This is a genomic window from Amaricoccus sp. W119, from assembly GCF_047275745.1.
Classification (GTDB): domain Bacteria; phylum Pseudomonadota; class Alphaproteobacteria; order Rhodobacterales; family Rhodobacteraceae; genus Amaricoccus.
Window position 1 is genome coordinate 1 of sequence record NZ_JBKQWU010000033.1, and the last position, 25,918, is coordinate 25,918.

General features: G+C 68.5%; 20 protein-coding genes, 2 pseudogenes and 1 riboswitch. Of the genes and pseudogenes, 8 read left to right on the plus strand and 14 right to left on the minus strand.

The window, feature by feature from the left end; all coding sequences use genetic code 11:
- Nucleotides 1–321: 321 nt before the first annotated feature.
- Together glmS and glmU are read right to left on the minus strand one after the other, a co-directional pair.
- Entirely contained in the window at nucleotides 322–2,145 is a 1,824-nt protein-coding gene (gene glmS / locus ACLJK8_RS15080) for a glutamine--fructose-6-phosphate transaminase (isomerizing) (RefSeq protein WP_413151155.1), read from the minus strand.
- On the minus strand, nucleotides 2,145–3,515 hold the full coding sequence (glmU, locus tag ACLJK8_RS15085; protein ID WP_413151156.1) for a bifunctional UDP-N-acetylglucosamine diphosphorylase/glucosamine-1-phosphate N-acetyltransferase GlmU: 1,371 nt from the start codon (nucleotides 3,513–3,515) through the stop codon (nucleotides 2,145–2,147). The genes glmS and glmU overlap by 1 nt, the downstream gene beginning before the upstream one ends.
- Nucleotides 3,516–3,689: 174 nt before the next feature.
- Here glmU and ACLJK8_RS15090 point away from each other — a divergent pair, with 174 nt between their 5' ends.
- Both ACLJK8_RS15090 and ACLJK8_RS15095 read left to right on the plus strand, forming a co-directional pair.
- The gene (locus ACLJK8_RS15090; RefSeq protein ID WP_413151158.1) at nucleotides 3,690–4,403 is read left to right on the plus strand and encodes an HAD hydrolase-like protein; all 714 of its coding nucleotides are present in this window, start codon (nucleotides 3,690–3,692) and stop codon (nucleotides 4,401–4,403) included.
- Nucleotides 4,404–4,459: 56 nt separating this feature from the next.
- Nucleotides 4,460–5,731 (plus strand): glycerate kinase, encoded by a 1,272-nt coding sequence (locus tag ACLJK8_RS15095; protein WP_413151159.1) that lies wholly within the window; start codon nucleotides 4,460–4,462, stop codon nucleotides 5,729–5,731.
- Nucleotides 5,732–5,913: 182 nt separating this feature from the next.
- Here ACLJK8_RS15095 and guaB read toward each other — a convergent pair whose 3' ends face one another.
- From guaB to ACLJK8_RS15130, 7 genes and pseudogenes are all read right to left on the minus strand, one after another.
- Complete coding sequence (gene guaB / locus ACLJK8_RS15100) at nucleotides 5,914–7,368, minus strand: IMP dehydrogenase (protein WP_413151160.1); 1,455 nt, start codon at nucleotides 7,366–7,368, stop codon at nucleotides 5,914–5,916.
- A 157-nt stretch (nucleotides 7,369–7,525) separates the two neighbouring features.
- On the minus strand, nucleotides 7,526–9,325 hold the full coding sequence (gene thiC / locus ACLJK8_RS15105; protein WP_413151162.1) for a phosphomethylpyrimidine synthase ThiC: 1,800 nt from the start codon (nucleotides 9,323–9,325) through the stop codon (nucleotides 7,526–7,528).
- Between the two features lie 66 nt (nucleotides 9,326–9,391).
- A riboswitch (TPP riboswitch) is annotated at nucleotides 9,392–9,502 on the minus strand.
- A gap of 28 nt (nucleotides 9,503–9,530) precedes the next feature.
- Nucleotides 9,531–10,286, minus strand: a complete 756-nt coding sequence (locus tag ACLJK8_RS15110) for an RlmE family RNA methyltransferase (RefSeq protein ID WP_413151163.1) — start codon at nucleotides 10,284–10,286, stop codon at nucleotides 9,531–9,533.
- A gap of 66 nt (nucleotides 10,287–10,352) precedes the next feature.
- The gene (locus ACLJK8_RS15115; RefSeq protein WP_413151165.1) at nucleotides 10,353–11,456 is read right to left on the minus strand and encodes a Ppx/GppA phosphatase family protein; all 1,104 of its coding nucleotides are present in this window, start codon (nucleotides 11,454–11,456) and stop codon (nucleotides 10,353–10,355) included.
- A 222-nt stretch (nucleotides 11,457–11,678) separates the two neighbouring features.
- Nucleotides 11,679–12,569, minus strand: a complete 891-nt coding sequence (gene metF, locus ACLJK8_RS15120; RefSeq protein ID WP_413151166.1) for a methylenetetrahydrofolate reductase [NAD(P)H] — start codon at nucleotides 12,567–12,569, stop codon at nucleotides 11,679–11,681.
- 114 nt (nucleotides 12,570–12,683) lie between these two features.
- A complete protein-coding gene (locus ACLJK8_RS15125) occupies nucleotides 12,684–12,902 on the minus strand; it encodes a VPEID-CTERM sorting domain-containing protein (RefSeq protein WP_413151168.1) in 219 nt (72 codons plus the stop codon).
- A 96-nt stretch (nucleotides 12,903–12,998) separates the two neighbouring features.
- Nucleotides 12,999–13,601: pseudogene (locus ACLJK8_RS15130) on the minus strand (glycosyltransferase); the annotation flags it as partial.
- Between the two features lie 292 nt (nucleotides 13,602–13,893).
- Here ACLJK8_RS15130 and ACLJK8_RS15135 point away from each other — a divergent pair.
- Complete coding sequence (locus tag ACLJK8_RS15135) at nucleotides 13,894–14,175, plus strand: hypothetical protein (protein ID WP_413151170.1); 282 nt, start codon at nucleotides 13,894–13,896, stop codon at nucleotides 14,173–14,175.
- On the opposite strand, the gene ACLJK8_RS15140 is transcribed toward ACLJK8_RS15135, so the two are convergent.
- Nucleotides 14,149–15,105: an SDH family Clp fold serine proteinase gene (locus ACLJK8_RS15140; protein WP_413151171.1), complete on the minus strand. Its 957-nt coding sequence runs from the start codon at nucleotides 15,103–15,105 to the stop codon at nucleotides 14,149–14,151. The genes ACLJK8_RS15135 and ACLJK8_RS15140 overlap by 27 nt on opposite strands.
- 297 nt (nucleotides 15,106–15,402) lie before the next feature.
- Here ACLJK8_RS15140 and ACLJK8_RS15145 point away from each other — a divergent pair, with 297 nt between their 5' ends.
- The gene (locus ACLJK8_RS15145) at nucleotides 15,403–16,293 is read left to right on the plus strand and encodes an IS1 family transposase (RefSeq protein WP_413151172.1); all 891 of its coding nucleotides are present in this window, start codon (nucleotides 15,403–15,405) and stop codon (nucleotides 16,291–16,293) included.
- On the opposite strand, the gene ACLJK8_RS15150 is transcribed toward ACLJK8_RS15145, so the two are convergent.
- Nucleotides 16,280–17,053 carry a hypothetical protein gene (locus ACLJK8_RS15150; protein WP_413151173.1) on the minus strand — a complete coding sequence of 258 codons (774 nt, stop codon included), beginning with the start codon at nucleotides 17,051–17,053 and terminating at the stop codon, nucleotides 16,280–16,282. The two genes, ACLJK8_RS15145 and ACLJK8_RS15150, sit on opposite strands and share 14 nt — an antisense overlap.
- A 125-nt stretch (nucleotides 17,054–17,178) precedes the next feature.
- Nucleotides 17,179–17,838 (minus strand): annotated as a pseudogene (locus tag ACLJK8_RS15155) (colanic acid biosynthesis glycosyltransferase WcaL); the annotation flags it as partial.
- Between the two features lie 255 nt (nucleotides 17,839–18,093).
- Between ACLJK8_RS15155 and ACLJK8_RS15160 the strand changes: the two are divergent.
- A complete protein-coding gene (locus ACLJK8_RS15160; RefSeq protein ID WP_413151175.1) occupies nucleotides 18,094–19,500 on the plus strand; it encodes an oligosaccharide flippase family protein in 1,407 nt (468 codons plus the stop codon).
- Between the two features lie 37 nt (nucleotides 19,501–19,537).
- On the opposite strand, the gene ACLJK8_RS15165 is transcribed toward ACLJK8_RS15160, so the two are convergent.
- On the minus strand, nucleotides 19,538–20,257 hold the full coding sequence (locus ACLJK8_RS15165; protein ID WP_413151176.1) for a CpsD/CapB family tyrosine-protein kinase: 720 nt from the start codon (nucleotides 20,255–20,257) through the stop codon (nucleotides 19,538–19,540).
- Here ACLJK8_RS15165 and ACLJK8_RS15170 point away from each other — a divergent pair.
- The gene (locus ACLJK8_RS15170; protein ID WP_413151178.1) at nucleotides 20,196–20,522 is read left to right on the plus strand and encodes a WecB/TagA/CpsF family glycosyltransferase; all 327 of its coding nucleotides are present in this window, start codon (nucleotides 20,196–20,198) and stop codon (nucleotides 20,520–20,522) included. The two genes, ACLJK8_RS15165 and ACLJK8_RS15170, sit on opposite strands and share 62 nt — an antisense overlap.
- A 95-nt stretch (nucleotides 20,523–20,617) precedes the next feature.
- Here the strand turns inward: ACLJK8_RS15170 and ACLJK8_RS15175 are convergent, their stop codons facing one another.
- On the minus strand, nucleotides 20,618–22,234 hold the full coding sequence (locus tag ACLJK8_RS15175) for a GumC family protein (protein ID WP_413151179.1): 1,617 nt from the start codon (nucleotides 22,232–22,234) through the stop codon (nucleotides 20,618–20,620).
- Nucleotides 22,235–22,517: 283 nt separating this feature from the next.
- On the opposite strand from ACLJK8_RS15175, the gene ACLJK8_RS15180 reads away from it, so the two are divergent.
- Complete coding sequence (locus ACLJK8_RS15180) at nucleotides 22,518–23,849, plus strand: efflux RND transporter periplasmic adaptor subunit (protein ID WP_413151180.1); 1,332 nt, start codon at nucleotides 22,518–22,520, stop codon at nucleotides 23,847–23,849.
- Between the two features lie 12 nt (nucleotides 23,850–23,861).
- On the plus strand, nucleotides 23,862–25,892 hold the full coding sequence (locus tag ACLJK8_RS15185; RefSeq protein ID WP_413151182.1) for a MacB family efflux pump subunit: 2,031 nt from the start codon (nucleotides 23,862–23,864) through the stop codon (nucleotides 25,890–25,892).
- Nucleotides 25,893–25,918: the final 26 nt, after the last annotated feature.

Below are 25,918 nucleotides of genomic sequence, written 5' to 3' on the forward strand. Positions count from 1 at the left end.
AGCTTGCGCCGTATCAGAATGGTCCCGTCGCGGCTGATCGCGTGCACCTGAAAGATGCTCTTCGCGAGATCCAAACCCACGGTGACAATCTCCTGCTTCATTTGCTGACTCCTAGACGTGGACCTACAACGGCCGCAGCATTGCACAGCTACGCTCGCGCAGGGGCCGTCCACGCCATCACGTCACAAGGTCAGCACCCGGTTGTCCCCGAAGCACTCCTCAACGGCTTCGACCATCATGTCACGACGCTGCATCGCCATTCCGGCGTTCGGCTGCGAGAGCCACATCTCCCTCGACCGCCGCCAGGAAGACCGCCCGCGACTACTCCACCGTCACCGACTTCGCCAGGTTCCGCGGCTGGTCCACGTCGGTGCCCTTGAAGACCGCCGTGTGGTAGGCGAGGAGCTGGGCCGGGATGGCGTAGAGGATGGGCGTGATGAAGGGCGCCGCGGTGGGCATCGTGAGGTCGCGCCAGACGCCGGTGCCCGCGCCCGTCACGCCCTCGGTGTCGCTCATGAGCAGGACCCGGCCACCGCGGGCGAGGACTTCCTGCATGTTCGACACCGTCTTGTCGAAGAGCGCGTCCGAAGGGGCGAGCACGATCACCGGCACATCCTCGTCGACGAGGGCGATGGGTCCGTGCTTCAGCTCGCCGCTGGCATAGCCCTCGGCGTGGATGTAGCTGATTTCCTTGAGCTTCAGCGCACCCTCGAGCGCCAGTGGGTACATCGCTCCCCGGCCGAGGAAGAGCACGTCGCGCGCGTGGCTGATGTCGCGGGCGATCTCGGCGATGGCGGGCTCGAGGCCGAGCGCGGTCGAGGCGAGGCCGGGCAGCGCGCGCAACTCCCCGACGCGGGCCGCCTCGGCGACGGCGTCGAGCGTTCCGCGCTGGCGGCCGGCGAGGACCGCGAGACAGGCGAGAAGTGCCAGCTGGCAGGTGAAGGCCTTGGTCGAGGCGACGCCGATCTCCGGGCCGGCGAGGATCGGCAGCGCCACGTCGCTCTCGCGCGCGATGGTCGAGGTCTCGACGTTGATAACCGCGAGCGAGCGGCCGCCCTGTGACTTCAAATACCGAAGGGCCGCGAGCGTGTCGGCGGTCTCGCCCGACTGGCTGACGAAGATCCCGAGCGCGCCGGGACCGACGGGAGGTTCGCGATAGCGAAACTCAGAGGCGACCTCGATCTCGACCGGAAGCCGCGCGAGGCTCTCGAACCAGTATTTCGCCACGTGGCAGGCGTAATGCGCGGTGCCGCAGGCGACCATCACGATCCGATCGCAGTCCGAGAAATCGACTTCGGAGGGGAGATCGACCGCGGCCTCGCGCGGCGCGAGGTAGCGGGCGAGAGCGTCGGCGAGCACGATCGGCTGCTCGTGCACCTCCTTGGCCATGAAATGCTTGTAGGGGCCCTTCTCGGCGAAGACGTTCTCCGCCGGGACGAGCACGATGTCGCGGATCACCGCGGTATTGGAGGCGTCGTAGAACCGGGCGCCGGTGCGGGTCAGTTCCGCGTGATCGCCTTCCTCGAGATAGGCGATCTGGTTCGTCATCGGCGCGAGCGCAAGGGCGTCCGAGCCGACGTACATCTCGCCATGGCCGAAGCCGACCGCGAGCGGCGAGCCCTTGCGCGCGACGATCATCAGGTCCGGTTCGTCCTCGAAGAGGAAAGCGAGCGCGAAGGCCCCCCTCAGACGTTCGAGCGTCGCGCGGACCGCCCGGAGCGGCGAGACACCGGTGGCAAGCTCGCGGTCGCAGAGACGGGCGACGCTCTCGGTGTCGGTCTCGGTCTCGAAGGCCACGCCCTCGGCTTCGAGTTCGGCGCGCAGCTCGCGGTAGTTCTCGATGATGCCGTTATGCACCACGGCGACCCGTCCGGCGCGATGCGGATGGGCGTTGCGCACCGAGGGGGCGCCATGCGTCGCCCAGCGGGTGTGGCCGATCCCGATCCGGCCGCGCGCGGGTTCGGAGACGAGCAGGTCGGAAAGCGCCACGAGCTTGCCCATCGCGCGGCGGCGGTCGAGTTGCCCCGCGTCGTCGAGCGTCGCGATGCCGGAACTGTCATAGCCGCGGTATTCGAGCCGTTTCAGCGCCTCGATCATGAGCGGCGCCACCTGATGTGTGCCGAGGATGCCGACGATGCCGCACATCAGCGGCCCGCCTTCGCGGATTTGAGCGCGCGCAGCCGTGACATGAGCCGGAGCGCGAGGCCCGGCTTGCTCACCTGCGGCCCGCGGGCGACGGCGAGCGCGCCGGGCGCGACATCGGCGGTGATCGTCGAGCCGGCGGCGACCATCGCGCCATCGCCGATGCTGACCGGCGCGACCAGTGCCGAATTGGAGCCGATGAAGACGTCCGTCCCGACCTCCGTGTGGTGTTTGAACACTCCGTCGTAGTTGCAGAAGATCGTGCCCGCGCCGATGTTGGTGCGCGCGCCGACATGCGCGTCGCCGACATAGGCGAGGTGGTTGATCTTCGCGCCTTCATCCACGATCGCGTTCTTGATCTCGACGAAATTCCCGACATGGGTGTGTTCGGCGAGTTCCGCGCCCGGCCGCAGCCGGGCGAAGGGGCCGATCCGCGAGCCCCGGCTGACATGGCAGCCTTCGAGATGGCAGAAGGCGAGGATCTCGACGCCGGTCTCGACCGTGACGCCGGGGCCGAGGAACACGTTGGGGCCGATCGCCGTGTCGCGGCCGATATGGGTATCATGCGAGAACCAGACCGTCGCCGGATCGGTCAGCGTGACGCCGTTCGCCATCGCCTCGGCGCGGGCGCGCGTCTGGAACGCGGCCTCGGCGGCGGCGAGATCGGCGCGGCGGTTGACGCCGAGCGTCTCGGCTTCGTCGCAGATGATCGCCTTCGCGGTCAGCCCCCGCTTCCGGGCGAGCGCCACGATATCGGTGAGGTAGAACTCGCCCTTGGCATTGTCGTCGCGGATCTCGGCCAGGAGCCCGGGCAGGAGCGCCGCGTCGGCAACGACCACGCCGCAGTTGCAGAGCCGGATCGCAAGTTGATCCTCCGTCGCCTCCCGCGCTTCGACGATCGCCGCGAGATCGCCCATGTCGTCGAGCACGAGCCGGCCATAGGCGCCCGGCTCCGCCGCCTCGAAGCCGAGGATCACCACCGCCGCGCCGGCGGCGCGCGCCGCCAGCATGCTTTCGAGCGTCTCCGGCCGGATGAAGGGCGTGTCGCCGTAGAGCACCACGACATCGCCTTCGGTGCCGTCGCCGGTCGCATCCGCGAGCTCCGAAAGCGCCACGCGCGCCGCGTCGCCGGTGCCGCGCTGTTCGGGCTGACGGACGACACGAATATCCGGGTCGATCTCGGCGAGAGCCGCGTCGACCTGCTCGGCGCCGACGCCCGTCACGACCACGATCCGCTCCGGATCGAGCCCCCGTGCGGAGTCGAGCGCATGGGCGATCAGCGGAGCGCCGGCGAGCCGGTGCAGCACTTTCGGCAGGTCGGATTTCATGCGGCTGCCCTGTCCGGCGGCGAGAAGAATGACGGACGTGGGCATAAGGCGGCTCCGGGACCAGTTCGCGTTCGCGCCTTCTACCAGCGGAGGGCCTGTGCGAAAAGGCCGCGCAGGATCAGTTTGTGTTTCATTTCCTTGCGGAAATGCGCGAGAGAGGCGGCGGTGGAGACGACCGCGCGGACAGGGCGCGCGGGCAGGCGCGGGGATGGAGGCGGGATGACGCGGGTGGCGGTATTCGATCTCGACGGAACGCTCGCGGACACGGCGGCCGATCTGATCGCGGCCGCGAACGCCGCCCTGATCGAGCTCGGCTTTCACGGCACGCTCGACGCGGGCGATGGCGCGGGCGCGGACCGCGCCACCGCCTTCGCAGGCGGTCGGGCCATGCTCCGCGCAGGCCTGACCCGGCAGGGCGTGGCCGAACCGGAGGACCTGGTCGAGCGCGGTTTTCCGATGCTTCTCGCCCATTACGAGGCGGGCATCGCCGAGCGCACGCGGCTCTATCCCGGCGTCGAAGCGGCGCTCGATCTGCTCGCTGTCCGGGGCTGGAGCCTCGCAATCTGCACGAACAAGCCGGTTCTGCTGGCCGATCTCCTGCTCGTGAGACTCGGCGTGCGCGAGCGGTTCGCCGCCGTGCTCGGCGCCGACAGCCTCTCGGTGCGCAAACCCGACCCCCTGCATCTGACCGAGACGGTCGTGCGCGCCGGCGGAACCCCCGACCGCGCCGTTCTCGTCGGCGACACCGTGACCGACCGTGACGCCGCGCGGGCGGCCCGGATACCCTGCGTGCTGGTGGCCTTCGGACCCGAGGGCCGCGGGATCGCGCGGCTCGACCCGGCGGGGCTGATCGATGATTATGCCGAACTGCCGCCGCTTCTCGAACGCCTGGTCCCGGCGTTCCGAGGCGGCCGAATGAAGCGCGCCGAATGAAAACGCACCGAGTGAAACGCGGCGGTTGACGCCTGAACGGACCGGGAGGAACAACGATGGCGGCCTCGATTGACCCGCGCGACCTGCTGCGCCAGCTCTTCGACGCGGCGGTGCGCGCGGCGCTGCCCGACAATGGCATTCGCGCGCATCTGCCGGAGCCCCCGAAGGGCCGGACCGTGGTCGTCGGAGCGGGGAAGGGGGCGGCTCAGCTCGCGCAGGCGCTGGAGAAGGCCTGGGACGGCCCGCTCACCGGCGCGGTCGTGACTCGCTACGGCTATGCCGCGCCCTGCGAACGGATCGCGGTGCTCGAAGCCTCGCATCCGGAACCCGACGAGGCGGGACTGGTCGCCGCCCGCCGGCTCTTCGACGAGGTCTCGGGGCTCGGGCCCGACGATCTCGTCATCGCGCTCATCTGCGGCGGCGGCTCCGCGCTTCTGCCCGCCCCGCCGGACGGCCTCGGGCTCGCGGACGAACTCGCCGTCAACCGCGCGCTCCTCGCTTCCGGCGCGCCGATCGCCGAGATGAACACGCTCCGCAAGCATGTCTCGGAGATCAAGGGTGGGCGGCTCGCGCGCGCGGCCCGGCCGGCGCGCGTCGCCTCGCTCATCGTCTCCGACATTCCGGGCGACAACCCGGCTCTCGTCGCCTCCGGACCCACGGTTCCTGACGCGGGCACGCCGGAGGAGGCGCGGGCGATCGTCGCGCGCTACGCGCTCGATCTGCCCGAGGCGGTGCGCGCCCATCTCGCAGGCCCCGATTGCGCCGCGCCCGCGCCCGGCGATGCGGATTTCAGCCGCGATACGGTGGCGATCATCGCCTCGGCCGCCGTCTCGCTCGAAGCGGCGCGGGACGAGGCGGCGCGGCTCGGCTACGACGCGGTGATCCTCTCCGACGCGATCGAGGGCGAGAGCCGGGAAGTGGCCCGCGTGCTCGCCGCGATGGCCCGCGAGATCGCCGCGCGCGACCGCCCCTTTGCCCGGCCGGTGATCCTGCTCTCGGGCGGCGAGACCACGGTGACGGTGCGGGCGAAAGGCGGCAAGGGCGGGCGCAACGGCGAGTTCCTGCTCTCCTTCGCGCTCGCCATCGAGGGCGTTTCGGGCATCACCGCCCTCGCCGCGGACACCGATGGCATCGACGGATCGGAGGACAACGCGGGCGGCATCGTCGACGGCGGGACCGCGGGCCGCGTGCGCCGCGCCGAAGCCGATCCGCGCGCGCTTCTCGACCGCAACGACGCCTGGACGGCGCTCTCGCTCGCGGGCGACCTGCTCGTGACCGGGCCAACGGGCACCAATGTCAACGACTTCCGCGCGATCCTCATCGCGTGACCGCCGCGCTTCGGAGCGCCTCTGCTTCGCTCGACAGGCCGGACGCCATTGGCGTCAGTCACGATCAGGGGCGCCCCTGGCCTCTGTCCCCAGGAAACCGCGCGAAGCGCGCGAGAAGCGGCGGGACGCAGGTCGCTCGCTGAGGACGCCGAAAGGGTCCGATCGCGCCCGTGGCGCCGGGATCAGCCGAGCCGGTAGTTCGGGCTCTCGCGGGTGATCTGCACGTCGTGGACGTGGCTCTCGCGCAGGCCGGCGTTGGTGATGCGCACGAATTCGCAGTTGCCGCGCATCGAGTCGATCGTCGCGTGGCCGGTGTAGCCCATCGCGGCGCGGAGCCCGCCGACCATCTGGTGCAGGACCGGGCTCGCCGCGCCCTTGTAGGGCACCTGGCCTTCGATCCCTTCGGGCACCAGCTTCTCGGCGGTCACTTCCTTCTGGAAATAGCGGTCCGCCGAGCCCCGCGCCATCGCGCCGAGCGAGCCCATGCCGCGGTAGGACTTGAAGCTCCGGCCCTGGTAGAGGATCACCTCGCCCGGCGCCTCGTCGGTTCCGGCGAGGATCGAGCCGACCATCGCGCAGGAAGCGCCCGCGGCGATCGCCTTGGCGAAATCGCCCGAGAACTTGATGCCGCCGTCGGCGACGACCGCGTGGCCGGTCTTCGCGGCCTCCGCGGCGCAATCGGTGATCGCGGTCATCTGCGGCACGCCCACGCCCGCGACGATGCGCGTGGTGCAGATCGAGCCGGGGCCGATGCCGACCTTGACCGCGTCCGCGCCCGCGTCGAGCAGCGCGCGCGTCGCCGGCGCGGTCGCGACATTGCCGGCGAGGATCTGCGCGTCCGGCGCATGGGCGCGGAGCCGCTTCACCGCGTCCACGACGCTCGTGGAATGGCCATGCGCGGTGTCGATGACGATGAGGTCCGCCCCCGCTTCCAGAAGCGCGACAGAGCGTTCGAACCCCATCTCGCCCACCGTCGAGGCGGCGGCCACGCGCAGCCGCCCGAGGTCGTCCTTGGCCGCGCGCGGGTTCAGCACCGCCTGTTCGAGATCCTTGATCGTGAGCAGCCCGGTCAAGCGCCCGCCTTCGTCCACGACGAGCAGCTTCTCGATACGGCGGCTCTCCATCAGCCGCTTCGCCGCGTCGAGCGGGGCGGGCTCGCGCAGCATGGCGAGGTTCTCGGAGGTCATCATCGCGCTGACCGGCGTGTCGTCGCTGGCCGCGAAGCGCATGTCGCGGTTGGTGACGATACCGACCACGACGCCGCGATCATCGACGACCGGGAAGCCGGTGATCCGGTAACGCTCCTGCAGCGCTTTCGCATCGCTCAGCGTCTGGTCGGGACGCAGCGTCACCGGGGCATAGACCACGCCGGAGACGAAGCGCTTCACCCGGTGGACCTCGGCGGCCTGGCCCTCGATGTCGAAGTTGCGGTGGATGACGCCGAGCCCGCCCGACTGGGCCATGGCGATCGCCATGCGCGATTCGGTCACCGTGTCCATCGCCGCGCTCAGGAGTGGAATGTTGAGGCTGATCCGGGGCGTCAGCCGGGTCCGGACATCGGCGGTCGCGGGGAGGATCTCCGATGCGCCGGGCACCAGCAACACATCGTCGAACGTCAGCGCTTCGCGAATTTCCATCTCGTGACCCTCCAAGACAGCCGCCGCCGGCGGGACTGGCCCGTCCTATTTCACGCAGCCGCGGAAAAGGGAACCCTCCCAGCCACCCGTGGCCGCGCGGTCGAATGTCGCCGCGCGGCCGCAGGGTCTCCCTTGGGTCCCACCTGGTCCCCTTGGGTCAGCTCTCGGCGGGATCCGCGACCGGCAGATAAAGCGCGCCCTTCTCGCGGAACTTCTCCGCCATCGCGTCGAGGCCGGCCTTCCGGGCCTCGGCGCGGATGTCGTGGCTGATCCGCATCGAGCAGAACTTCGGTCCGCACATCGAGCAGAAATGCGCGAGCTTGTGCGCCTCCTTCGGCAGCGTCTCGTCGTGGAAGGCGCGGGCGGTGTCGGGGTCGAGGCCGAGGTTGAACTGGTCCTCCCAGCGGAACTCGAACCGCGCGCGGCTGAGCGCGTCGTCGCGGAGCCGGGCGGCGGGATGGCCCTTGGCGAGATCGGCGGCGTGGGCGGCGATCTTGTAGGTGATGACCCCGGTTTTCACGTCGTCGCGGTCGGGGAGCCCCAGATGCTCCTTGGGCGTCACGTAGCAGAGCATCGCCGTCCCGAACCAGCCGATCATCGCCGCGCCGATACCGCTGGTGATATGGTCGTAGCCCGGCGCGATGTCGGTCGTGAGCGGCCCGAGCGTGTAGAAGGGCGCCTCGCCGCAGACCGCGAGCTGCTTCTCCATGTTCTCCCTGATCTTGTGCATGGGCACATGGCCCGGCCCCTCGATCATCACCTGGCAGTCCTTCGCCCAGGCGATCCGGGTCAGTTCGCCCAGCGTTTCCAGTTCCGCGAACTGCGCCGCGTCATTGGCATCGGCGATCGAGCCGGGGCGCAGGCCGTCGCCGAGCGAGAAGCTGACGTCATGGGCGCGCATGATGTCGCAGATCTCGGTGAAATGCTCATAGAGGAAGCTCTCGCGGTGGTGGTGCAGACACCATTTCGCCATGATCGAGCCGCCCCGGCTGACGATCCCGGTCACCCGATCGACGGTCAGCGGGATATGGGCGAGCCGGACGCCGGCGTGGATGGTGAAATAGTCCACGCCCTGTTCGGCCTGTTCGATCAGCGTGTCGCGGAAGACCTCCCAGCTCAGTTCCTCGGCGATGCCACCCACCTTTTCGAGCGCCTGATAGAGCGGCACGGTTCCGATCGGGACCGGGCTGTTACGCAGGACCCAGTCGCGGATGTTGTGGATGTTCCGCCCCGTCGAGAGATCCATGACCGTGTCCGCGCCCCAGCGGATCGCCCAGACCATCTTCTCGACCTCCTCCTCCATCGAGGAGGTGACGGCGGAATTGCCGATATTGGCGTTGATCTTCACGAGGAAGTTCCGGCCGATCACCATCGGCTCGAGCTCGGGATGGTTGATGTTGGCGGGCAGGATCGCGCGGCCGGCGGCGATCTCGGCGCGGACGAACTCGGGCGTCACCTCATCCGGGATCGCGGCGCCGAAACTCTCGCCGTCGCGGAGAGCGGAGCGGCCGAGGTTCTCGCGGATCGCCGCGTATTCCATCTCCGCCGTGATGACGCCTGCGCGGGCATAGGCGAGCTGGGTCACCGCGGCGCCGTTTCTCGCGCGGCGCGGGCGGCGCGGGGAGGGGAAGGCGGGAACGAGCCGCGCGCCCTCGGCGAAGCCATTGTCCTCCGGCTTCACCGCGCGGGGCGCGGCCACCTGCTCGGTATCGGCGCGGGCGGCGATGAAGGCGGCGCGGGACGGCGGCAGGCCGCGGGAAATGTCGATCGCGGCGGCGGGGTCCGTGTAGGGGCCGGAACTGTCATAGACGGCGACGGGCGGCTCCCCGGCTGTCGGGTGCAGGTCGATCTCGCGCAGGGGCACGCGGATCTCGGGGTGGAGATCGCCGGGGCGATGGACCTTGCGCGAGGCGGGGAAGGGGCCGGTGGTCACGGCGGGCGGGGACATGTCTTTCATGCTCTGGCTCCTTGAGAGGGGCGAACCCTCGGAAGCCCGTGCATGCCGGAGTCGAATCGTCTCGCGCCGAAGCCATGTCACCGTCCCTCCGCCAGTCTGAACTGGATCAGGTTCGAAGGGTCACCGCGCATCACAGCGGTTTCTCAGCCCCTTGGCGGGACTCCCCTGGTTGAGCCCCGGAATAGAGCGGCGGATCGCGGCGCGGTCAAGCCCCGGTCTCGTCGCCCGGTTCGCCGTCGGCGGCGGGTTGTCCGCCGCGAAAGCCCGTGGCGACGACGAACTTCTCGGAGGAATCGCTGCGGCTCGCCGGTGGCTTCACGTGGCGGACCTTCTCGAAAAGCCTGTTGAGTCGCGTGACGATCGCGGGATCGGCGCCGCCGCCCAGCACCTTGGCGACGAAGGTTCCGCCCGGCACCAGCACATCCTCGCAAAGCTCGATCGCGGCTTCGACCAGCGCCGTGATGCGCATGTGGTCGGTGCGCGGGTGGCCCGAGGCCGCGGCCGCCATGTCCGACAGGATCACATCGGCCTGACCGCCGAGCCAGTCGCGGATCTTCGCATCGGCGCCTTCCTCGAGGAAATCGAGAACGTGCAGATCGGCCCCGGGGATCGCCTCGACTTCCTGCAGGTCGATCCCGAGCACCTGGCCTGTCGGCTTGCCGCGCTTCTCGCCGAGCGCGTTCACCCGCGCCACCGCCACCTGGCTCCAGCCGCCCGGCGCGTGGCCGAGATCGATGACGCGCGCGCCGGGTCGCAGGAAGCCGAACTTGTCGTCGAGCTCGATGATCTTGTAGGCGGCGCGACCGCGATAGCCTTCCTCGCGCGCGCGCCGGACATAGGGGTCGTTCAACTGGCGCTGGAGCCAGAGCGTGGAGGAGAGCTTGCGGCCCTTGGCGGTCTTCACCCGCACGGTCAGATCCCGGCGGCCGCGGCCCGATCCCTGTTTCCTGCTGTCGACCATTCCACCCCGCCTCCGGCCCTGCCCGCCGCGCTCTCTGCGATGCCACGCGCCTCCGGTCAAGCGGAGCTAGTCCCGCTTCGGGCCTTTCCGGAAGGCGCCGTTCGCGCTCATCATCGCGAAGAGCATCCCCTCACGCAGCCCGCGGTCGGCGACCCGCATCGATTCGGCCGGCCAGACCCGCAGCAGCGTCTGCAGGATCGCCGCGCCCGACATGATGAGTTCCGAACGGTCGCGGCCGAGGCCGATGTCGGTCCGCCGCCCGGCGGGCCCGAGGCGGAGGAAGCGGCCGATCACCTCGTCGATCGCCTTGGCGCTCAGATGCATCCCGTCGACCTTGCGCCGGTCGTAGCGGCGGAGCCCGAGATGGGCGGCGCCGACGGTCGTGACGGTGCCGGAGGTGCCGATCATCTGAAAACCGGCGCAGCCGCCGGCAAGGCCCTGGAGATAGGGTTTGAAGCCGGTGATCTGCTCCTCGAAGAACCAGGACATCAGCGCGAAGCGCGCCGCGTCGTCGGTGACATCGGTATAGCGGTCGTGCAGCGTCGCGACCCCGAGCGGCACGGAGATGAAATCCACGATCCGCGCGCCGCCCTTCTCCGAGTCATGCCCGACGCGGAGGTTGACGATCGCCTGGGCGCGCTCCTCCGGCGGCACGTCGGAGAGGTCGATCCAGACGAGCTCGGTCGAGCCGCCGCCGATGTCGAAGACGAGAACCTGCGACGCCTGCTCGGCGACCAGCGGGGCGCAGGAGATGACGGCGAGCCGGGCCTCTTCCTCCGGGCGGATCACTTCGAGCTTCAGGCCGGTCTCGCGCGTCACCCGGGCGAGGAAATGCCTCCCGTTGCGCGCGCGGCGGCAGGCCTCGGTCGCGACGAGGCGCATCGTGCCGACCTGGTACTTGCGCAGCTTGTCGGCGCAGACCTCGAGCGCGGAGATCGTGCGGCTGATCGAGCCCTGGGAGAGATGGCCGGTGCGTTCGAGCCCGGAGCCGAGCCGAACCGATTTCGCAAACGCATCCACGACGCGGAAATGTCCGCCGTCGGGGGTAGCGATCAACATCCGGCAGCTGTTCGTCCCCAGATCGAGGGCGGCATACAGTTCCGGTTCAGCCCGCGCAGGCTTGGCTGGGCGCCTGAGCGGCGCCAATGCGACATTTTCCTGCGCGGACATCTGAGAGTCCTGCGCCATTGAGTAACCAAGACATGTGCCGGCGGGTCAGTCCGCCGGTTTTGTCAAGAAAACTACATGAGTGCTCGGCGGGGCGCAAGAAGACCGCCCGGATGCTGAACCGGGCGATCTCGGGTCTCATTGGTCGGGGCGGGCCCGTGCCTCCTCGGACCGCGCAGGTGCCGGTTCGGCCCGAGCCTCGGGCGCTGGCGCGCCCCGCGGGCCTCAGGCCGCGCCGCTCTCCGCGCTGGCGGGGATCTCGCGGTAGCCGAGCGAGATGCAGAGATCGTAGGGGAGGTTCGGGTTGTTCAGCGTATAGACGTGGACGTGGTCCACGCCCTCGGCGATCAGCGCCTCGATCTGCTTGCGCGCCAGCTCGACCGACAGCGAATAGGCATCCTCCGGGGTCGCGGTCCTGGCATAGGCCTCGTGCATCCAGTCCGGCACCCGCGCCTGGCAGCGGGCGGCGAAATTGGTCATCTTCCCGAAGTTCTCGACCGGCAGGATGCCGGGATGGATCGGCGCGGCGAGGCCCTGTTTCGCGCAGCGGTCGCGGAAACGCAGGAAGTCCTCATTGTCGAAGAAGAACTGCGTCAGCGCGTTGGTCGCCCCGGCGTCGAGCTTGCGGCGCAGATTGGCGATGTCGCTGTCGAGGCTCTCGGCCTCCGGGTGCTTTTCCGGATAGGCCGCGACGGAAATCTCGTATTCCCCGGAGGCGCCGAGCGCGGTGACCAGTTCGGCGGCGCTCGCGAAGCCGTCCGGATGCGGCGTGAACCGGGTCTCACCCTTCGGCGGGTCGCCCCTGAGGCCGACGATGCGGCGCACCCCGAGCCTCGCGTAGTTGCGCGCCACCTCCAGCGTCTCGTCGCGGGTCGCGCCGACGCAGGTCAGATGACCCGCGACATTGAGGCGCGCGCGTTCGAGAATCGCCTGGATCGCGGCGTAGGTTCTGTCGCGCGTCGTCCCGCCGGCGCCATAGGTGACCGAGACGAATCGCGGCCCGAGCGGCGCCAGCCGCTCGACCGTGCGCCAGAGTCGCAGGCTCGCCTCGGGGGAATGTGGGGGGAAGAATTCGAAGGAAAGGCTCGGAAGAGCCCTGGTCGCTGTCTCAGCCATGATGCACCGGTCCGTACCGACAATGATTTTCGCAGCTGCGAGCATACATGGGCTACGACTTTCCGGCAACGGCTATCGCCGCGAGGCAGGAACACGCCGATAGGCCCGGCAGGCTCAGCCGCAGCGCCGCTCCCAGGCGAGGGCGAGGATCGCGGCGACGGCGGCCATGGCACCGAGACCCGCGCCGGCGTCGATCTCGGGTACCTGGGTGACCTTGTCCGGCCGGCCCTTTCCGGGCTCCTTCGGCCAGTCGCCCATGGCGAAGGCGGGCAGGCCGCCGGCGAGCAGAAGGCCGGCGCAGACGAGCGTGGCGCGGAGAGGCGTGGATCGCATCGGTTTCTTTCCTTGAAGAATTCTGGGCTGGACGGCTTCGCCCGGGAGGACGGGCCAAAGATCTGGCGGGTCAGGGGCGGCGAGCGCTTTGGTCCGTCACGCGGGGGCGAGGCGCGCGGAAGCGGGCGTGGCGGCGGCGTTCCGCCGGGCCAGCGCCGCGCCGAAGAGCCCGGCGAGCTTCGCCGCCTCCCGGTCGATGTCGTGACGCTCCAGCACCCGGTCGCGACCAGCGAGCCCCATCGCGGCGAGGCGCTCGCGCGGGGTCCGTGCCAGCGCGCGCAGCGCCTCGGCGAGCGCCTCGGCATCGCCCGCGGGGACGAGCCAACCATTCTCGGGCCGCACCAGTTCCGGGATTCCCGCGACATAGGTCGAGATGACCGGCCGGGCCGAGGCCATCGCCTCCATGACCACCATAGGCAGACCCTCGGCGAAGCTCGGCATCACCAGCGCATGCGCCGCCGCCAGCTGCGCCCGCACGCGGGCCTCGTCCACCCATCCGGTCAGGGTCACGCGTCCGCCGAGGCCCCGCGCGGCGATCGCCGCCTCGATCGCGCCGCGCAACTCGCCGTCGCCGACCAGCGTCAAATGGATGTCCGCGTCTCGCGCCGCCCGCGCCAGCGCGTCGATCAGGAGCAGCTGGCCCTTCTGCTCGACCAGCCGGCCGATCGAGACCAGACGCGTCGGCCCGCCGGACGGTAGTGTCTCAGTTTGAAATCCGGCATCCTTGACGCGGGTATCGCGCGAGGCCCGGCGCTCCTATATGCTTAGCGGGAAGCATACCGAAGGGGAGAGCCCGTGACGTTCTACGTGTCCCACATGACACCGCACAAGCGCGCTCGCGTTCATAAAGCGACGTGCCCAGATTGCCGCGATGGCCAAGGCCAAGCAGGTCAGCATCGGACCGGATCGGGTGCGATCGGCTGGGATGGCCCGTTCGTGACGCTCGCAGAAGCCGAGAGGTTCATGGCGCAGCACTTCCCGAACTTTACCGATGCGCGGCTCTGCGGCCGGTGCAAACCCGGAGTTGCCTGATATGCCTAAAGGCCCCAAAGGCGAGAAGCGCCCCGCCGACGTGATCGGCTTGGCCGTGATGGTCGGCAAGATCGCCACGGGCGAGATCGAGGATGCCGTCGAGGATGACGGGAAGGACAAGGCTGCCCAGGCGCTCGGGAGCAAGGGCGGGAAGGCGCGCGCCGAGAGCATGACGCCCGAGCGGCGCGCGGAGATTGCGCGGAAGGCGGCTCGTTTAAGATGGGCCGCCAAATCCGATTGAAACCATCTGCGGAGCAGTCGGCTGAGCCATATGTCGGACGGCTGCCTTCCCATCGTGGTTTTCTACGACCTTTATGGCTGTCGTACTAGCCATCGTGTGCGTAAAGCAATGGTGTACCGTGAGAACGGCGTCTTGCAAACGCGGGTCGTCCTCAAGTCTTTCCACAGCTACGCCTAAATTTCTCAAGCGATCAATGTGGATGTGCTTGTTATGCGCCTTGTTTAGCTCTGCGCTGGATAAAGCGGTAACGATCGAAGCCGCCTTTGCTGACTTATCTTGATCATCTGCCAGCATGTTATTCTCCAAAACTTCCTGCACGAACTTCTTAGACCAATCTACTGCATATTCACACTGCGTAAGGAATGAAGGCATATATCTGCCAAGAATTGGCGCCCAAACATGAGCCTTCAAAGGATCAAGCTTAATTTCATCGTAGGCTCTTTGGAATTCAGTAACGACTACATCGGCAGGGATGCCTGCGATCTGAGGATCAATTGGGCCTAATGAAGACTGCTTTCCCAAGACTATCGACTTGCACGATAGAGACAGCATTGTACCTGCTGACATGGCGATCTGAGGCACGATGGAGCGGATGTCCCGCCCGAACATCTGTTTCAGATAACCTGTTAGAGCTTCCGTGGCCGCGATCCCGCCCCCAGGTGTGTGCAAGACAATATCGAGCCCTTTCGATCTATCCATTCCATGGATGCAGGCCATGAAAGCATTGATGTCATCATCTGAAATATCAATGCCTTGAACGTTTGGCTTTGTTAAGAATCCAGAATAGTACGCTATGGTATTCCTTCCCGTAAGGTCGGATAGAATCTTAAGGTATTTGCGCCGCACAATATCGATGGTCTGTGCGGCCGCGTTGCTGTGCTCCTGCTGATGCTGAGCAATCTCGTTATGAATCTCGTGCCAATTCGGCATAGGTACCCCCGTTGACGCCGCTGACCAATTGCGTGCCATTGGAGTCATATACGGGGATCGTGATCCGAGCACTCGGAAATTCGCCGATCGGCATCGGGTTGGGTTGGACAACCCCTTTTCGGACAAGTTCTTCGAGGCGCTGCGCGAGCGGCGATACGGGTATCGTGCGGTCCATGTTGGCGGGGCTCCCTCTCTCTGTTCCGTCTGCGGAATATATGAAAATATCACGAACAGGAAGTTACCTCAATCTGAGATAATTTCCTTGACGCTAAGCATAAAAGTTCATATATTGAGGGCATGAACAAGTTGCCCCTCAAAACCCGCGTCCAAATCCTCTCCATGCTGGTGGAAGGCTCGTCCATGCGGTCGATCAGCCGCGTTACGGGCGTCTCCATCAACACGGTGACGAAGCTACTGGTGGACGCGGGCGAGGCTTGCGCGGCCTACCATGACGAGGCCGTGCGGAACGTGAAGGCGTCCAAGGTCCAGTGCGACGAGATTTGGTCGTTCTGCTACGCGAAGGCGAAGAACGTCACGACCGCGAAGGCAGCTCCGGAAGGCGCTGGCGACGTGTGGACGTGGACGGCGCTGGATAGCGAGAGCAAGCTGATCGTCGCCTATGAGGTTGGCGACCGCTCGGCCGACACGGCTATCGAGTTCATGGACGATCTCCGCGACCGCCTCGCCAACCGGGTCCAGCTCACCACGGACGGGCACAAGGCTTACCTGGAGGCCGTAGAAGGCGCGTTTGGGGCCGACGTGGATTACGCCATGCTGGTGAAGCTCTACGGCGAGCCCACCGGCCAGCGCGGCCACGAACGGAAATACAGCCCGGCCGAGTGCACGGGCGCGCGCAAGGTGCGGATCGAAGGCGATCCCGATCCGGCGCTGGTCTCAACCTCGCACGTCGAGCGGCAGAACCTCACCATGCGGATGGGGATGCGGCGCTTCACCCGGCTCACCAACGGCTTCTCGAAGAAGCTCGAAAATCACCTGCACATGCTCTCGCTCTATTTCGTGCACTACAACTTCTGCCGGGTGCACAAGGCGGTTCGCATGTCGCCCGCGATGGCTGCCGGCGTGTCCAGCACGCTTTGCGACGTTGAGTGGATCGTCAGCCTGATTGATGCGCGCGCCCCGAAGCCGGGGCCGCGCGGGCCGTACCAAAAACGCACTACTCGTCCATAGGGAATGAGTCATGAACTTTCACGATTCGGTATCCCTGTACTCGCCCTCTAGCAACCAGAACTTCCGCGTCCACAAGGTACGCTGTTTCGAACGGGTGACCGCTCAGCATCTCTGACTTCAACGCAGGCTCGGAAAAGAAAACTCTTTTCGCGGTCCTTTCGATCTTCTCGATTACCCCCCGATCTGGGGTGGTCCCTTCTGCCGCCGCTGCGTGCTTGTCGGCAACCTGCCAGTAGAAGATAGCGCCTTCCTCGATCGTGCTAGTTGCCTCGGTGAGGCGAGCCTTTTCGGTCTCTGCTCGGTTCTGAACGGCGTTGGCTTCAACCGCATTGAGGCTGATCGTCACGTTTACATCAGACTGGCCGGAGGCTTGTATCAGCAAGCCTCCGTCGCGTTGCACAGCTATGGGCTGGACGATCTCACGAACATCATCGCAATCCGTCCGGGTCAGCACTTCGGGCCGGGGGCCTCGGCCCAGGAAAAACTCTAAAAGCACCTTGAGGTTTGCGGTAAAGGCTACAGCGTTGGATATCGGGTCAGAGGCGCTCGCTACGGCCCCCGCGATTACAGCAAGAGGGGTTAGGTCAATAATAAGGCAATTCTGCCTGATATTTTTGATGACCAACGTAGCTTCTGGCAGATCGTCAGCTTTACTGAAGCGAACGTACCTCTGCCCCAGGCGCGTCAAAGACCTTGATAGAATTGTAAGCTCAAGAGGATCTTCATAGTCAAGCCTGAGCGTAAGCGTCTCTTCATCCACGGCGCTCACCCCCTTAAGCCTGCCCCGAGGGGGCATAGCGGACCTATCAGGCAAGGTCCCGATCTAAAATTCAAACTGAGACACTACCCGCCGGACGCACCCGTTGACGCTCCGGGTGTATCCCCCGGCCCTCCGGGCAGGGGCGCCGGCGCGAAATGCCAGGGCTCGATCCCGCAGTGGACGACCTCGATGCGCGGCCAATCCGCCGCCGGGACCCAGCGCCGGAGCTGCGAGCCGCCAAATGCGCTGACCGCCACGGCGAAATCGGCGGCGGCGATCTTGGTTCCGAGCGAGAGCGTCTCGGGACGGTCGAACTCCTCGGGGCCATGCGCGGTGAAACTGTGGCCGAGCCCGCCGAGCGTCGCCGCGAGCAGCGCCACCGTGGCGGAGTTCGTGCCGAAATGCGCGTGGATATGCCCGACCCCTTCGGCGCGGCAGCGGCGTGCGACCCAGGCGGCCTCGGCGAGATAGATCATGTGCCGGAGATGGCGCCGCTCGCCGCGCGTGCCGAGCGAGAGTGCCAGCCGGGCGGCGCGGGCGGCCCGGAGCGGCGCGCGAATCGTCTCGGCGCCAAGTGCCGCCAGGAGGCGGACGGGCCCGCGCGCCAGCACGTATTCGGTGCGCCCGTGCTCCGCGATGTCGCCCGGATCGACCAGCGCCGCGCGGTCGTCGCGAAGCGCGAAGCGGCGCACATCGACGCCAATTCGCTCCAGCGCCCGTATCTCGCGGCGGATGAAACTCTGCGAGGGGGCCGGATAGGTGTTGATGAGATAGGCGATCCGCATGCGCTCCCCTCGGTCGGCGGGCCTCGTGGCGACTGCGTCCCGGCCCGGTGTAGGGGTTTGTTTAGGGCTTTGGCCCAAACGAACCGTAAATGCCCCCGCTGAAACCCCTTGCCGAAACCCCTTGCCGAAACCGCTGGCCGAAAAGACCCGGGGCCGCCTGATCGGATCGCGGGCCCGGATCGAGCGCCGGCCCGGGCGGTGGGCAGGATGCCGGACGAGATGCCGGACAGGGGTGAAGCCGACGGAGAAGCCGCGATGACGACCTTCAGCGAACAGCCTCCCGCGCGCGGCCGCCTTGCTCGCGGGCGTCTTGCGCGGCTCCTGACCGATCCCGGACTCGCGGGTCGCGTGCTGCGCGGCTCGGCCTTCGTCGTGCTCGGCTACGGCGCCTCGCAGGTGATCCGGCTCGCCTCGAACCTGATCCTGACCCGGCTGCTGTTTCCGGAAGCCTTCGGCCTGATGGCGCTGGTGATGGTGGCGATCGTCGGCCTGGCCTCCTTCTCGGATGTCGGGATCGGGCCCGCGATCGCGCAGAGCCGCAGGGGCGACGATCCGGCCTTCCTGCGCGCCGCCTACAGCCTGCAGGTCGCGCGCGGCTTCACGCTCTGGATCGGCGCCTGTCTTCTCGCCTGGCCGGTCGCGGCCTTCTACGGCGAGCCTGAACTCGCGCTGCTCCTGCCCGCCGTCGGCTTCTCCTCGGTGATCACCGGCTTCAACTCGATCTCGGTCGAAACCGCCCATCGTCACCTGCTGCTTGGCCGGGTCACGCTGATCGAACTGGTGAGCCAGGTCGTGGGAACGGTCGCGATGATCCTTCTCGCCTGGACGACGCGCTCGATCTGGGCGCTGGTGCTCGGCGGGACGGTCGCCTCGGTGGTGAAGCTCGCCCTCAGCCATCTCTGCCTGCCCGGGGCGGGGTTCCGATTCGGCTGGGAACCGGCCGCGCGACGCGAACTGGCGCGTTTCGGGCGCTGGATCTTTCTCAGCACGGTCTGCGGCTTCCTGCTCTCGCAGGGCGACAAGCTCATTCTCGGCAAGTACCTCACGCTCGAGGCGCTCGGGGTCTACAACATCGGCTTCTTCCTCGCGAGCTTTCCGCTGCTTCTGGGCAGGGCGCTGATCGAGCGGATGGTCATTCCGCTCTACCGCGAACATCCACCGGCCGAATCGGCGGAGAACTTCGCCCGGCTCCGGCGGATGCGTTCCATTCTCACCGGGGCGATTCTCGGCCTGCTCGGGATGATGGCGCTCTCGGGCGTCTGGCTTGTCGGGCTGCTCTACGATCCGCGGTTCGCGCTCGCAGGACCCGTCGTGGTGCTGATCGCGGTGGCGCAGATGCCGCAGGCGATCGGGCTCAGCTACGATTTCGTGGCACTCGCGGCGGGCGAATCGCGGCGTTTCTTCCTCCAGATGGCGCCCAGGGCCGGCGCGCAGACCGCGCTCATGCTGCTCGGCGCGCATCATCTCGGCCTCGCCGGCGCGCTCTGCGGCCAGGCGCTGGCCTCTGTGCTGACCTATCCGCTGATCGTCCGGCTGGCCCGCCGCTACGGGGCCTGGGACGCGGCGCATGACGCCGCCTTCTTCGCGCTGGCGCTGGGGCTCGGCGGGCTCGCGGTCTGGCTGGAATGGCCGGCGATCGCGGGCCTCGCCGGGTTCGGCTGATCCCGCGCGCCCGGGCCGGGACGCGCGGCGCGGCGCGTCAGGCGTAGTAGGGCTCGACCGGCCCGTCCTCCGCGCGGTTCAGGATGACGCCGAGCAGCGGCGCGGTTTCGCCGAACAGCGCCTCGCAGGCACGGATCTGCGCCGCCGTGGTCACGCCGGCCCCGGCGACGAGCAGGACCGCGTCGAGCCGGGGCAGGAAGGCCATCACATCGTCGCAGACCAGCGCGGGTGGCAGGTCGAAGAGGATCGCATCGGGCGCGTAGTCCGCCTCGATCCGTTCGATGGCGCGCCGGGTCGCCGGCTCCTCCAGAAGTTCCGCCGGATTGCCGGCCGGGGCCGCGTTGAGCCCGAGCGCCAGATTGGCGCCGACCCGGCGCAGGTGCAGATCCGGCGTGACACCGCCGGTCAGCAGGTCTTCCATGAAGCCGGGTTTGGGCTGCCCGAAGACCTTCGCGAGACTGGGGATGCGGAGGTCGAAGTCCATTGCGATCACCCGGCAACCGCTGCGCCGCGCGACGCTGAGCGCGAGATTCGCCGTCACGAAGGTCTTGCCGCAGCCGGGGCTGGCCGAGGTGATCCCGACCCGCCGCCAGCCCCGCTCCTTCAGCGCCCGGAGCATCCGCGTGCGCAGGAGATCGAACGGCACATGCGCCGGATCACCCCGCCCGCCGGCCACGATCCTGTTCCGCGCGAGCTTGCCCGGCTCGAGCGCGGCCTCCGCGAGCGCCGCCCAGGCCGCATCCGGCGCGCGGCTCACCTTCCTCGCGCTTGGCGCGCCGAAACAGGAGATGTTCGCGGCCCGCTGCCGCGAGGCATTGCCCGGCATCGGTCTCGTCTCCGTCGGGGCCGGGCTCGATTTCCTCGCGCGGACGCAGCGGCGGGCGCCGGAATGGGTAAGGCGCGCCGCGCTGGAATGGCTGTGGCGCGCGGTCACCGACCCGAGGCGGCTGGCCCGGCGCTACGCCGAATGCGCGATGGCCCTGCCGGGCCTGGCGCTCGGGGTGGCCTTGACGCGCGGTTGAGCGTCCGGCGCGGGGCGCGATGCGCCGTCAAGGACCTGAGCCTGACGCCGGGGGGTCCCGGCGTCTGGACCCATGTCGGACGCGGTTCCCGGGTTTCAGAGCTTGGGCGGGGCGTCGGCCTCGGCGGTGCCGGGGAGCAGCGCGCCAAGGCCCGCGGCGGTGGCGAGCCGCGTCACCGTTGGTCCGAGCGGCAGCACGATCCGGTCCACTGCTCCGACGCCAAGCACCAGCAGCGCGATCGCTGCGAGCAGGCGCAGGCGCCGACGCGACCGCTCGCCCGGCGCATGGACGTAAGGAATTGCCACCACCGGGCGCAGGCCGAGCTGGCGTTCCATCGCGGCGGAGCTCCGGGGCGCGGTGTTCAGGAATTCGAGCAGCATGGCGAGCCCTCCGGCGAGCGCGATGCTCGCGGCGAGGCCGAGGGCGGCGATCTTCTTCCGGTCCGGCCCGATCGGCAGTTCCGGCACCTCGGCGGGTTCGACGATCTGGAACCGCTCCGACCGCTCGCTGGCCTCCAGTTCGGCCCCGGTCCGCGCCTCGGCGTAGCGCCGCGTCACATCGGTGCGCAGCGTCTGCAACTCCGTGAGGCTCCGGCTCAGCGCGTCGAATTCGATCGCGATCCGCGGGGTCGCACGGATCGATGCCTCCAGTGCCTCGGCCTGGGCGGTCATCTCGCCAGCCTGCGTCGTCAGCCGCTCGATCTGCGATGTGATCTGGGCGTTCTGGTTCTCGATCGCCGCGCGCCGCTCCGCCAGCGGTCCATCGGCCGCGCCCGTCCGGGCACCCGCGGCGCGGGGCGCGACCAGCGCCCTGACCGCCGCGATCTCCTCACGGAGCGACCGGATCTCGGGATGGTTCGGCGCCAGCCTGCCCTGTTTCGAGATCAGCGCGAGTTCGAGCTCGCGCAGCCGCGCCTCGGCGGGATCGACGGTGGTCGCCCCGTCGAGCGGCCGGACACCGGCCGCGGCCGCGCCGAGATCGGCGAGCTTTTCCTCGAGCTCCATCGTCCGCCTGTCGATCTCCAGCAGATCCTCGCGCAGCCGGCCAAGCGTGCCGCGGCGCGCTTCGAGGCTCTCGGGCAGGGCGCCCGCGTAGGCTTCCTTGAAGGCCGCGATCTCCGCTTCCTTCGCGTCGAGCGCGGCGGCGAGCCGGTCGTCCTCGGAGCGGAAATAGGCCAGCGTGTCCTCCGCCTGGTCGGCGCGGACGAGCCGGTTGCGCGTCACCGCCTCGGCTGCGAATTCATTGGCGATCGCCGCCGCCTTCTCCGCGTCGTCGAGCGTCACAGAGATCGTGAAGGCGAAGAGCCCGGCGCTTCCGCCGCCGCCCCAGGGGTTCGTCTCACCGGTGGCGGTCGAGATGCTCTGGATCAGCGTGGCCTCGCGCAGGAGTTCCCGCCGGTCGGCCTGCGTGAGACCGGGACGGTCGAAGAGCCCCATGCGGTCGAGGAGTCCGTCGACGTTCTCGCGCGCCATCAGCTGTTCCTCGATCAGCTGCAGGCGGGCCGGCGCGGACAGGGTGACGGTGGAGCGGGCCAGGTCCACGGCGACCCGCGGGCTTTCGACGAGGATCTTCGCCGTCGCCTCGAAGCTCGGCGGCCGGGTCATCGCGAATGCGATGGTGAGCGCCGTGCCGAGAGCGACCACGGGCAGCGCCATGGGCAGGCGGCGCCGGGCCGTCCGGCCGATTTCGCCGATCATCTCCTTCGGGTCCATGCGTGCTCCTCCGGCTCGCCCGCGTCTGTCGCGGCGGATCCTCCGTCGAACGGGTTTACGAGTGGTGACCGGAGGGACACGAAAGTGAACGGGGAGCCCCACCCTGCCGGTCACAGGTCTCACATTCGCGACAACCCGACCGAAGGAGGCGCTGACATCATGCCGAAAACGCGATAAAACAATAACTTCCACGGCCGCGGGGGGAGCGGTCGATTTTTCGACGGAACGGGCACGCCGCCCCGTTAGACTTCTCAGACGACGAAGCGAGGCGATCCTGACCGAGATGTATCAGACACCGATGGCGCCACCGCCGATGACCGAGGACGAATGGGAGCGGCCCGATCCGTCCAAATCCGAGCCGCCCCGCGCCGATCCGCCCCGCCCCGCGGCGCCGCGCGGCAGGCGTTTCGCCGCGGCGATCCTGATCCTCGCCCTCGCGGCCGCCGCCTATGCCGGCTGGCGCCTCTATCCCGCCGAGGAAGCGGCGGCGATGAGGCCGCCGGTCGCGTCGGCGGCCATGGGCGATATCGAGGTCAACGTGCTCGCGACCGGCCTGCTGAAACCCTCGAAACTCGTCGCTGTCGGCTCGCAGGCTTCGGGCCGGATCACCGATCTGCCGGTCGCGGTCGGTGATACGGTTCGCCAGGGCGATCTGATCGCGACGATCGACTCGACCCGGCAGGAGAACGACCTGAAGACCTCGGAGGCGACGCTCGCGGCGACGAAGGCGCTGCTCGTCGAGAAGGAGGCCACGCTTCTCAACCAGAACCGGGTGCTGGAGCGGCAGCGGACCCTCGCGGCGCGCAACACGATCGCGGCCTCCGAACTCGAGACCGCCGAGGCCGATGTCGCGGTGACGGAGGCACAGATCGAGGCGACGAAGGCGGAGATCGAGGCGTCGCGCGTCGCGGTCGCAAGCTCGAAGGTGAACCTCGGCTATACCCGTATCACCGCGCCGATCGACGGGACCGTGCTCGCGCTCGTCGCGCAGCAGGGCCAGACCGTGAATGCGACCCAGTCCGCGCCGACGATCGTCGTGCTCGGCGATCTCTCGACGATGACGATCCACGCGGAGATCTCCGAGGCCGATGTGGTGCGCGCGAAGCCGGGACAGCCGGTCTGGTTCACGATCCTCGGCGATCCCGATACGCCGCACGCCGCGACCCTGACCGCGATCGCGCCGGCGCCCGAGAGCGTGGTCGACGACCAGATGCTCACCGGATCGTCCAACGACCTCAGTTCCGAGGCGATCTATTACAACGGCGTCTTCACCGTGCCGAACCCCGATGGCGACCTGCGTACCTATATGACGGCGCAGGTGCGCATCGTACTCGACCGGGCGGAGGATGTGCTGACAGTGCCGGCCTCGGCGCTCGGACCCCGACGCGCGGACGGGATGACCGAGATCGGCGTGCTCCGCGCGGATGGAACCGTCGAGCAGCGCTGGGTCGAGGTGGGCCTGAGCGACCGGACGCTGGCGGAGATCCGGTCCGGGGTCTCGGAGGGCGAGCAGGTCGTGCTCGGCACCGGGACGCTCGCCAGCGATGCCCAGCAGGGCAACGCGGTGCGGCGCGCGACCGCGCGGATGCCGCCGCCGCCGATGGGCGGCCTCTAGGGAGCCGCGGGTGTGAGCGAGACTGCTTATTCCGACGAGGCGCCGCGCTGGCGCCCCCGCGCCCGGGCGGCCTCGGCGAAGCCGATCCTGTCGCTGCGCGGTATTCACCGGGCCTACCCGTCGGGCGAGGGGACGGTCACCGTGCTGCGCGGCGTCGATCTCGACATCGGCCGGGGCGAGATGGTCGCGATCATGGGCGCGTCGGGCTCGGGCAAGTCGACGCTGATGAACATCCTCGGCTGTCTCGATCGGCCGACCGTCGGGCAATATCTGATCGACGGCCGGGACGTGGGGGCGCTCGGCCCCGACGCGCTGGCCGCGCTCCGCCGCGAGCATTTCGGCTTCATCTTCCAGCGCTACCACCTGTTGCCGGAACTGACCGCGCTCGGCAATGTCGAGATCCCGGCGGTCTACGCGGGCCTGCCCATGGCCGAACGCCGGACCCGCGCGGCGGATCTCCTCGGCCGGCTCGGCATGGGCGACCGGCTCCACCATCGCCCGGGCCAGCTCTCGGGCGGCCAGCAGCAGCGCGTCTCGATCGCCCGCGCGCTGATGAACGACGCCGACATCATCCTCGCGGACGAACCGACCGGCGCGCTCGACAGCCACAGCGGCGAGGAGGTGCTGCGCATCCTCGAGGAGCTGCACGCGGGCGGGCGGACCATCGTCCTCGTCACGCATGACCCGAATGTCGCCGCCCGCGCCGAGCGCATCATCGAGGTCAGCGACGGCGAGATCATCTCCGACACGCGCCGGCCCCGGCCCGCGAATGTCGCCGTGCTGCCGGCCCGTGGCCGCCGCGCGGAGCGGGAGCCGCGCCGGCCCGGCCTTCTTGGGGCGCCGGGGCTCTGGGTCAGCCGCTTGCGCGAGGCCTTCCGGATGGCGCTGCTCTCCATGGCGGCGCATCGGCTGCGGAGCTTCCTCACCATGCTCGGCATCATCATCGGCATCGCCTCGGTGGTGAGCGTCGTGGCGCTCGGCAAGGGTTCGCAGGAGCGCGTGCTCGCCAACATCTCGACCCTCGGGACCAATACGCTCGAAATCTTCCCGGGCGAGGACATGGGCGACGTGCGCTCGGGCCGGGTGCGGACGCTGGTCGCCGATGACGCGGCCGCGCTCGCCCGCGAGCCCTTCGTCGTCGCGACCACGCCCATGGTGACGAAGAGCGTCAAGCTCCGTTACGGGCCGATCGAATCGAGCGCGCAGGTGGTGGGCGCGGGCGCGGGGTTCTTCGAGACCAAGGGCATGAAGCTCACCGCCGGCAACTTCTTCGGCCTCGACGAGGTGCTCGCCCGCGAACAGGTCGTGGTGATCGATTTCAACACCCGCGACATCCTGTTTTCGAACGGCGAAGATCCGGTCGGCAAGGTGATCCTCGTCGGGCGGGTGCCGGCGCGGGTCATCGGCGTCGCCGAGCGCAAGACCTTCGGCACGGACACCAATCTCGCCGTCTACATGCCCTATACGGCCGTGCAGACCCGGCTGGTCGGCGACGACGCGCTGCGCAGCATCAATCTGCGCGTCAGCGACGACACCGACATGGCCCAGGCACAGCAGGCGGTCACGGCCTTCCTCACCGCGCGCCATGGCACCGAGGACTTCTTCATCATCAACAACGACGATATCCGGCGCACGATCACCAGCACGGCGAACACGCTCACCATGCTCGTCGCCGCGATCGCGGTCATCTCGCTCGTCGTCGGCGGGATCGGCGTGATGAACATCATGCTGGTCTCGGTGAGCGAGCGCGTCTCGGAGATCGGGGTCCGGCTCGCGGTCGGCGGGCGGCGGAGCGACATCCTGCAGCAGTTCCTCGTGGAAGCGATCGTGCTCTGCCTTGTCGGCGGCGTGCTCGGGATACTGACCGCGCTCGGGATCGGCTGGGCGATCACCAATGCGAATGCCGAACTCGCGCTCATCTATTCGGCGGGCGCGATGCTCGCCGCCGTCTCGAGTGCGACGGCGATCGGCATCGTCTTCGGCTATCTGCCCGCGCGCCGGGCGGCGCGGCTCGACCCGGTCGACGCGCTCAGCCGGATGTGAGGTGCCTGCGGGGCTGAGGGCGTAGC

Bases quoted from the DNA above. Each gene is read 5' to 3' on its own strand.
- glmU (WP_413151156.1), bottom strand. From the start codon at position 3,515: ATGCCCACGTCCGTCATTCTTCTCGCCGCCGGACAGGGCAGCCGCATG.
- metF (WP_413151166.1), bottom strand. From the start codon at position 12,569: ATGGCTGAGACAGCGACCAGGGCTCTTCCGAGCCTTTCCTTCGAATTC.
- ACLJK8_RS15145 (WP_413151172.1), top strand. From the start codon at position 15,403: ATGAACAAGTTGCCCCTCAAAACCCGCGTCCAAATCCTCTCCATGCTG.
- ACLJK8_RS15160 (WP_413151175.1), top strand. From the start codon at position 18,094: ATGACGACCTTCAGCGAACAGCCTCCCGCGCGCGGCCGCCTTGCTCGC.
- thiC (WP_413151162.1), bottom strand. From the start codon at position 9,325: ATGAAAGACATGTCCCCGCCCGCCGTGACCACCGGCCCCTTCCCCGCC.
- ACLJK8_RS15180 (WP_413151180.1), top strand. From the start codon at position 22,518: ATGTATCAGACACCGATGGCGCCACCGCCGATGACCGAGGACGAATGG.
- ACLJK8_RS15090 (WP_413151158.1), top strand. From the start codon at position 3,690: ATGACGCGGGTGGCGGTATTCGATCTCGACGGAACGCTCGCGGACACG.
- ACLJK8_RS15115 (WP_413151165.1), bottom strand. From the start codon at position 11,456: ATGTCCGCGCAGGAAAATGTCGCATTGGCGCCGCTCAGGCGCCCAGCC.
- ACLJK8_RS15125 (WP_413151168.1), bottom strand. From the start codon at position 12,902: ATGCGATCCACGCCTCTCCGCGCCACGCTCGTCTGCGCCGGCCTTCTG.
- ACLJK8_RS15110 (WP_413151163.1), bottom strand. From the start codon at position 10,286: ATGGTCGACAGCAGGAAACAGGGATCGGGCCGCGGCCGCCGGGATCTG.
- ACLJK8_RS15095 (WP_413151159.1), top strand. From the start codon at position 4,460: ATGGCGGCCTCGATTGACCCGCGCGACCTGCTGCGCCAGCTCTTCGAC.
- guaB (WP_413151160.1), bottom strand. From the start codon at position 7,368: ATGGAAATTCGCGAAGCGCTGACGTTCGACGATGTGTTGCTGGTGCCC.
- ACLJK8_RS15140 (WP_413151171.1), bottom strand. From the start codon at position 15,105: ATGCCGAATTGGCACGAGATTCATAACGAGATTGCTCAGCATCAGCAG.
- glmS (WP_413151155.1), bottom strand. From the start codon at position 2,145: ATGTGCGGCATCGTCGGCATCCTCGGCACACATCAGGTGGCGCCGCTC.
- ACLJK8_RS15175 (WP_413151179.1), bottom strand. From the start codon at position 22,234: ATGGACCCGAAGGAGATGATCGGCGAAATCGGCCGGACGGCCCGGCGC.
- ACLJK8_RS15135 (WP_413151170.1), top strand. From the start codon at position 13,894: ATGCGCGGCTCTGCGGCCGGTGCAAACCCGGAGTTGCCTGATATGCCT.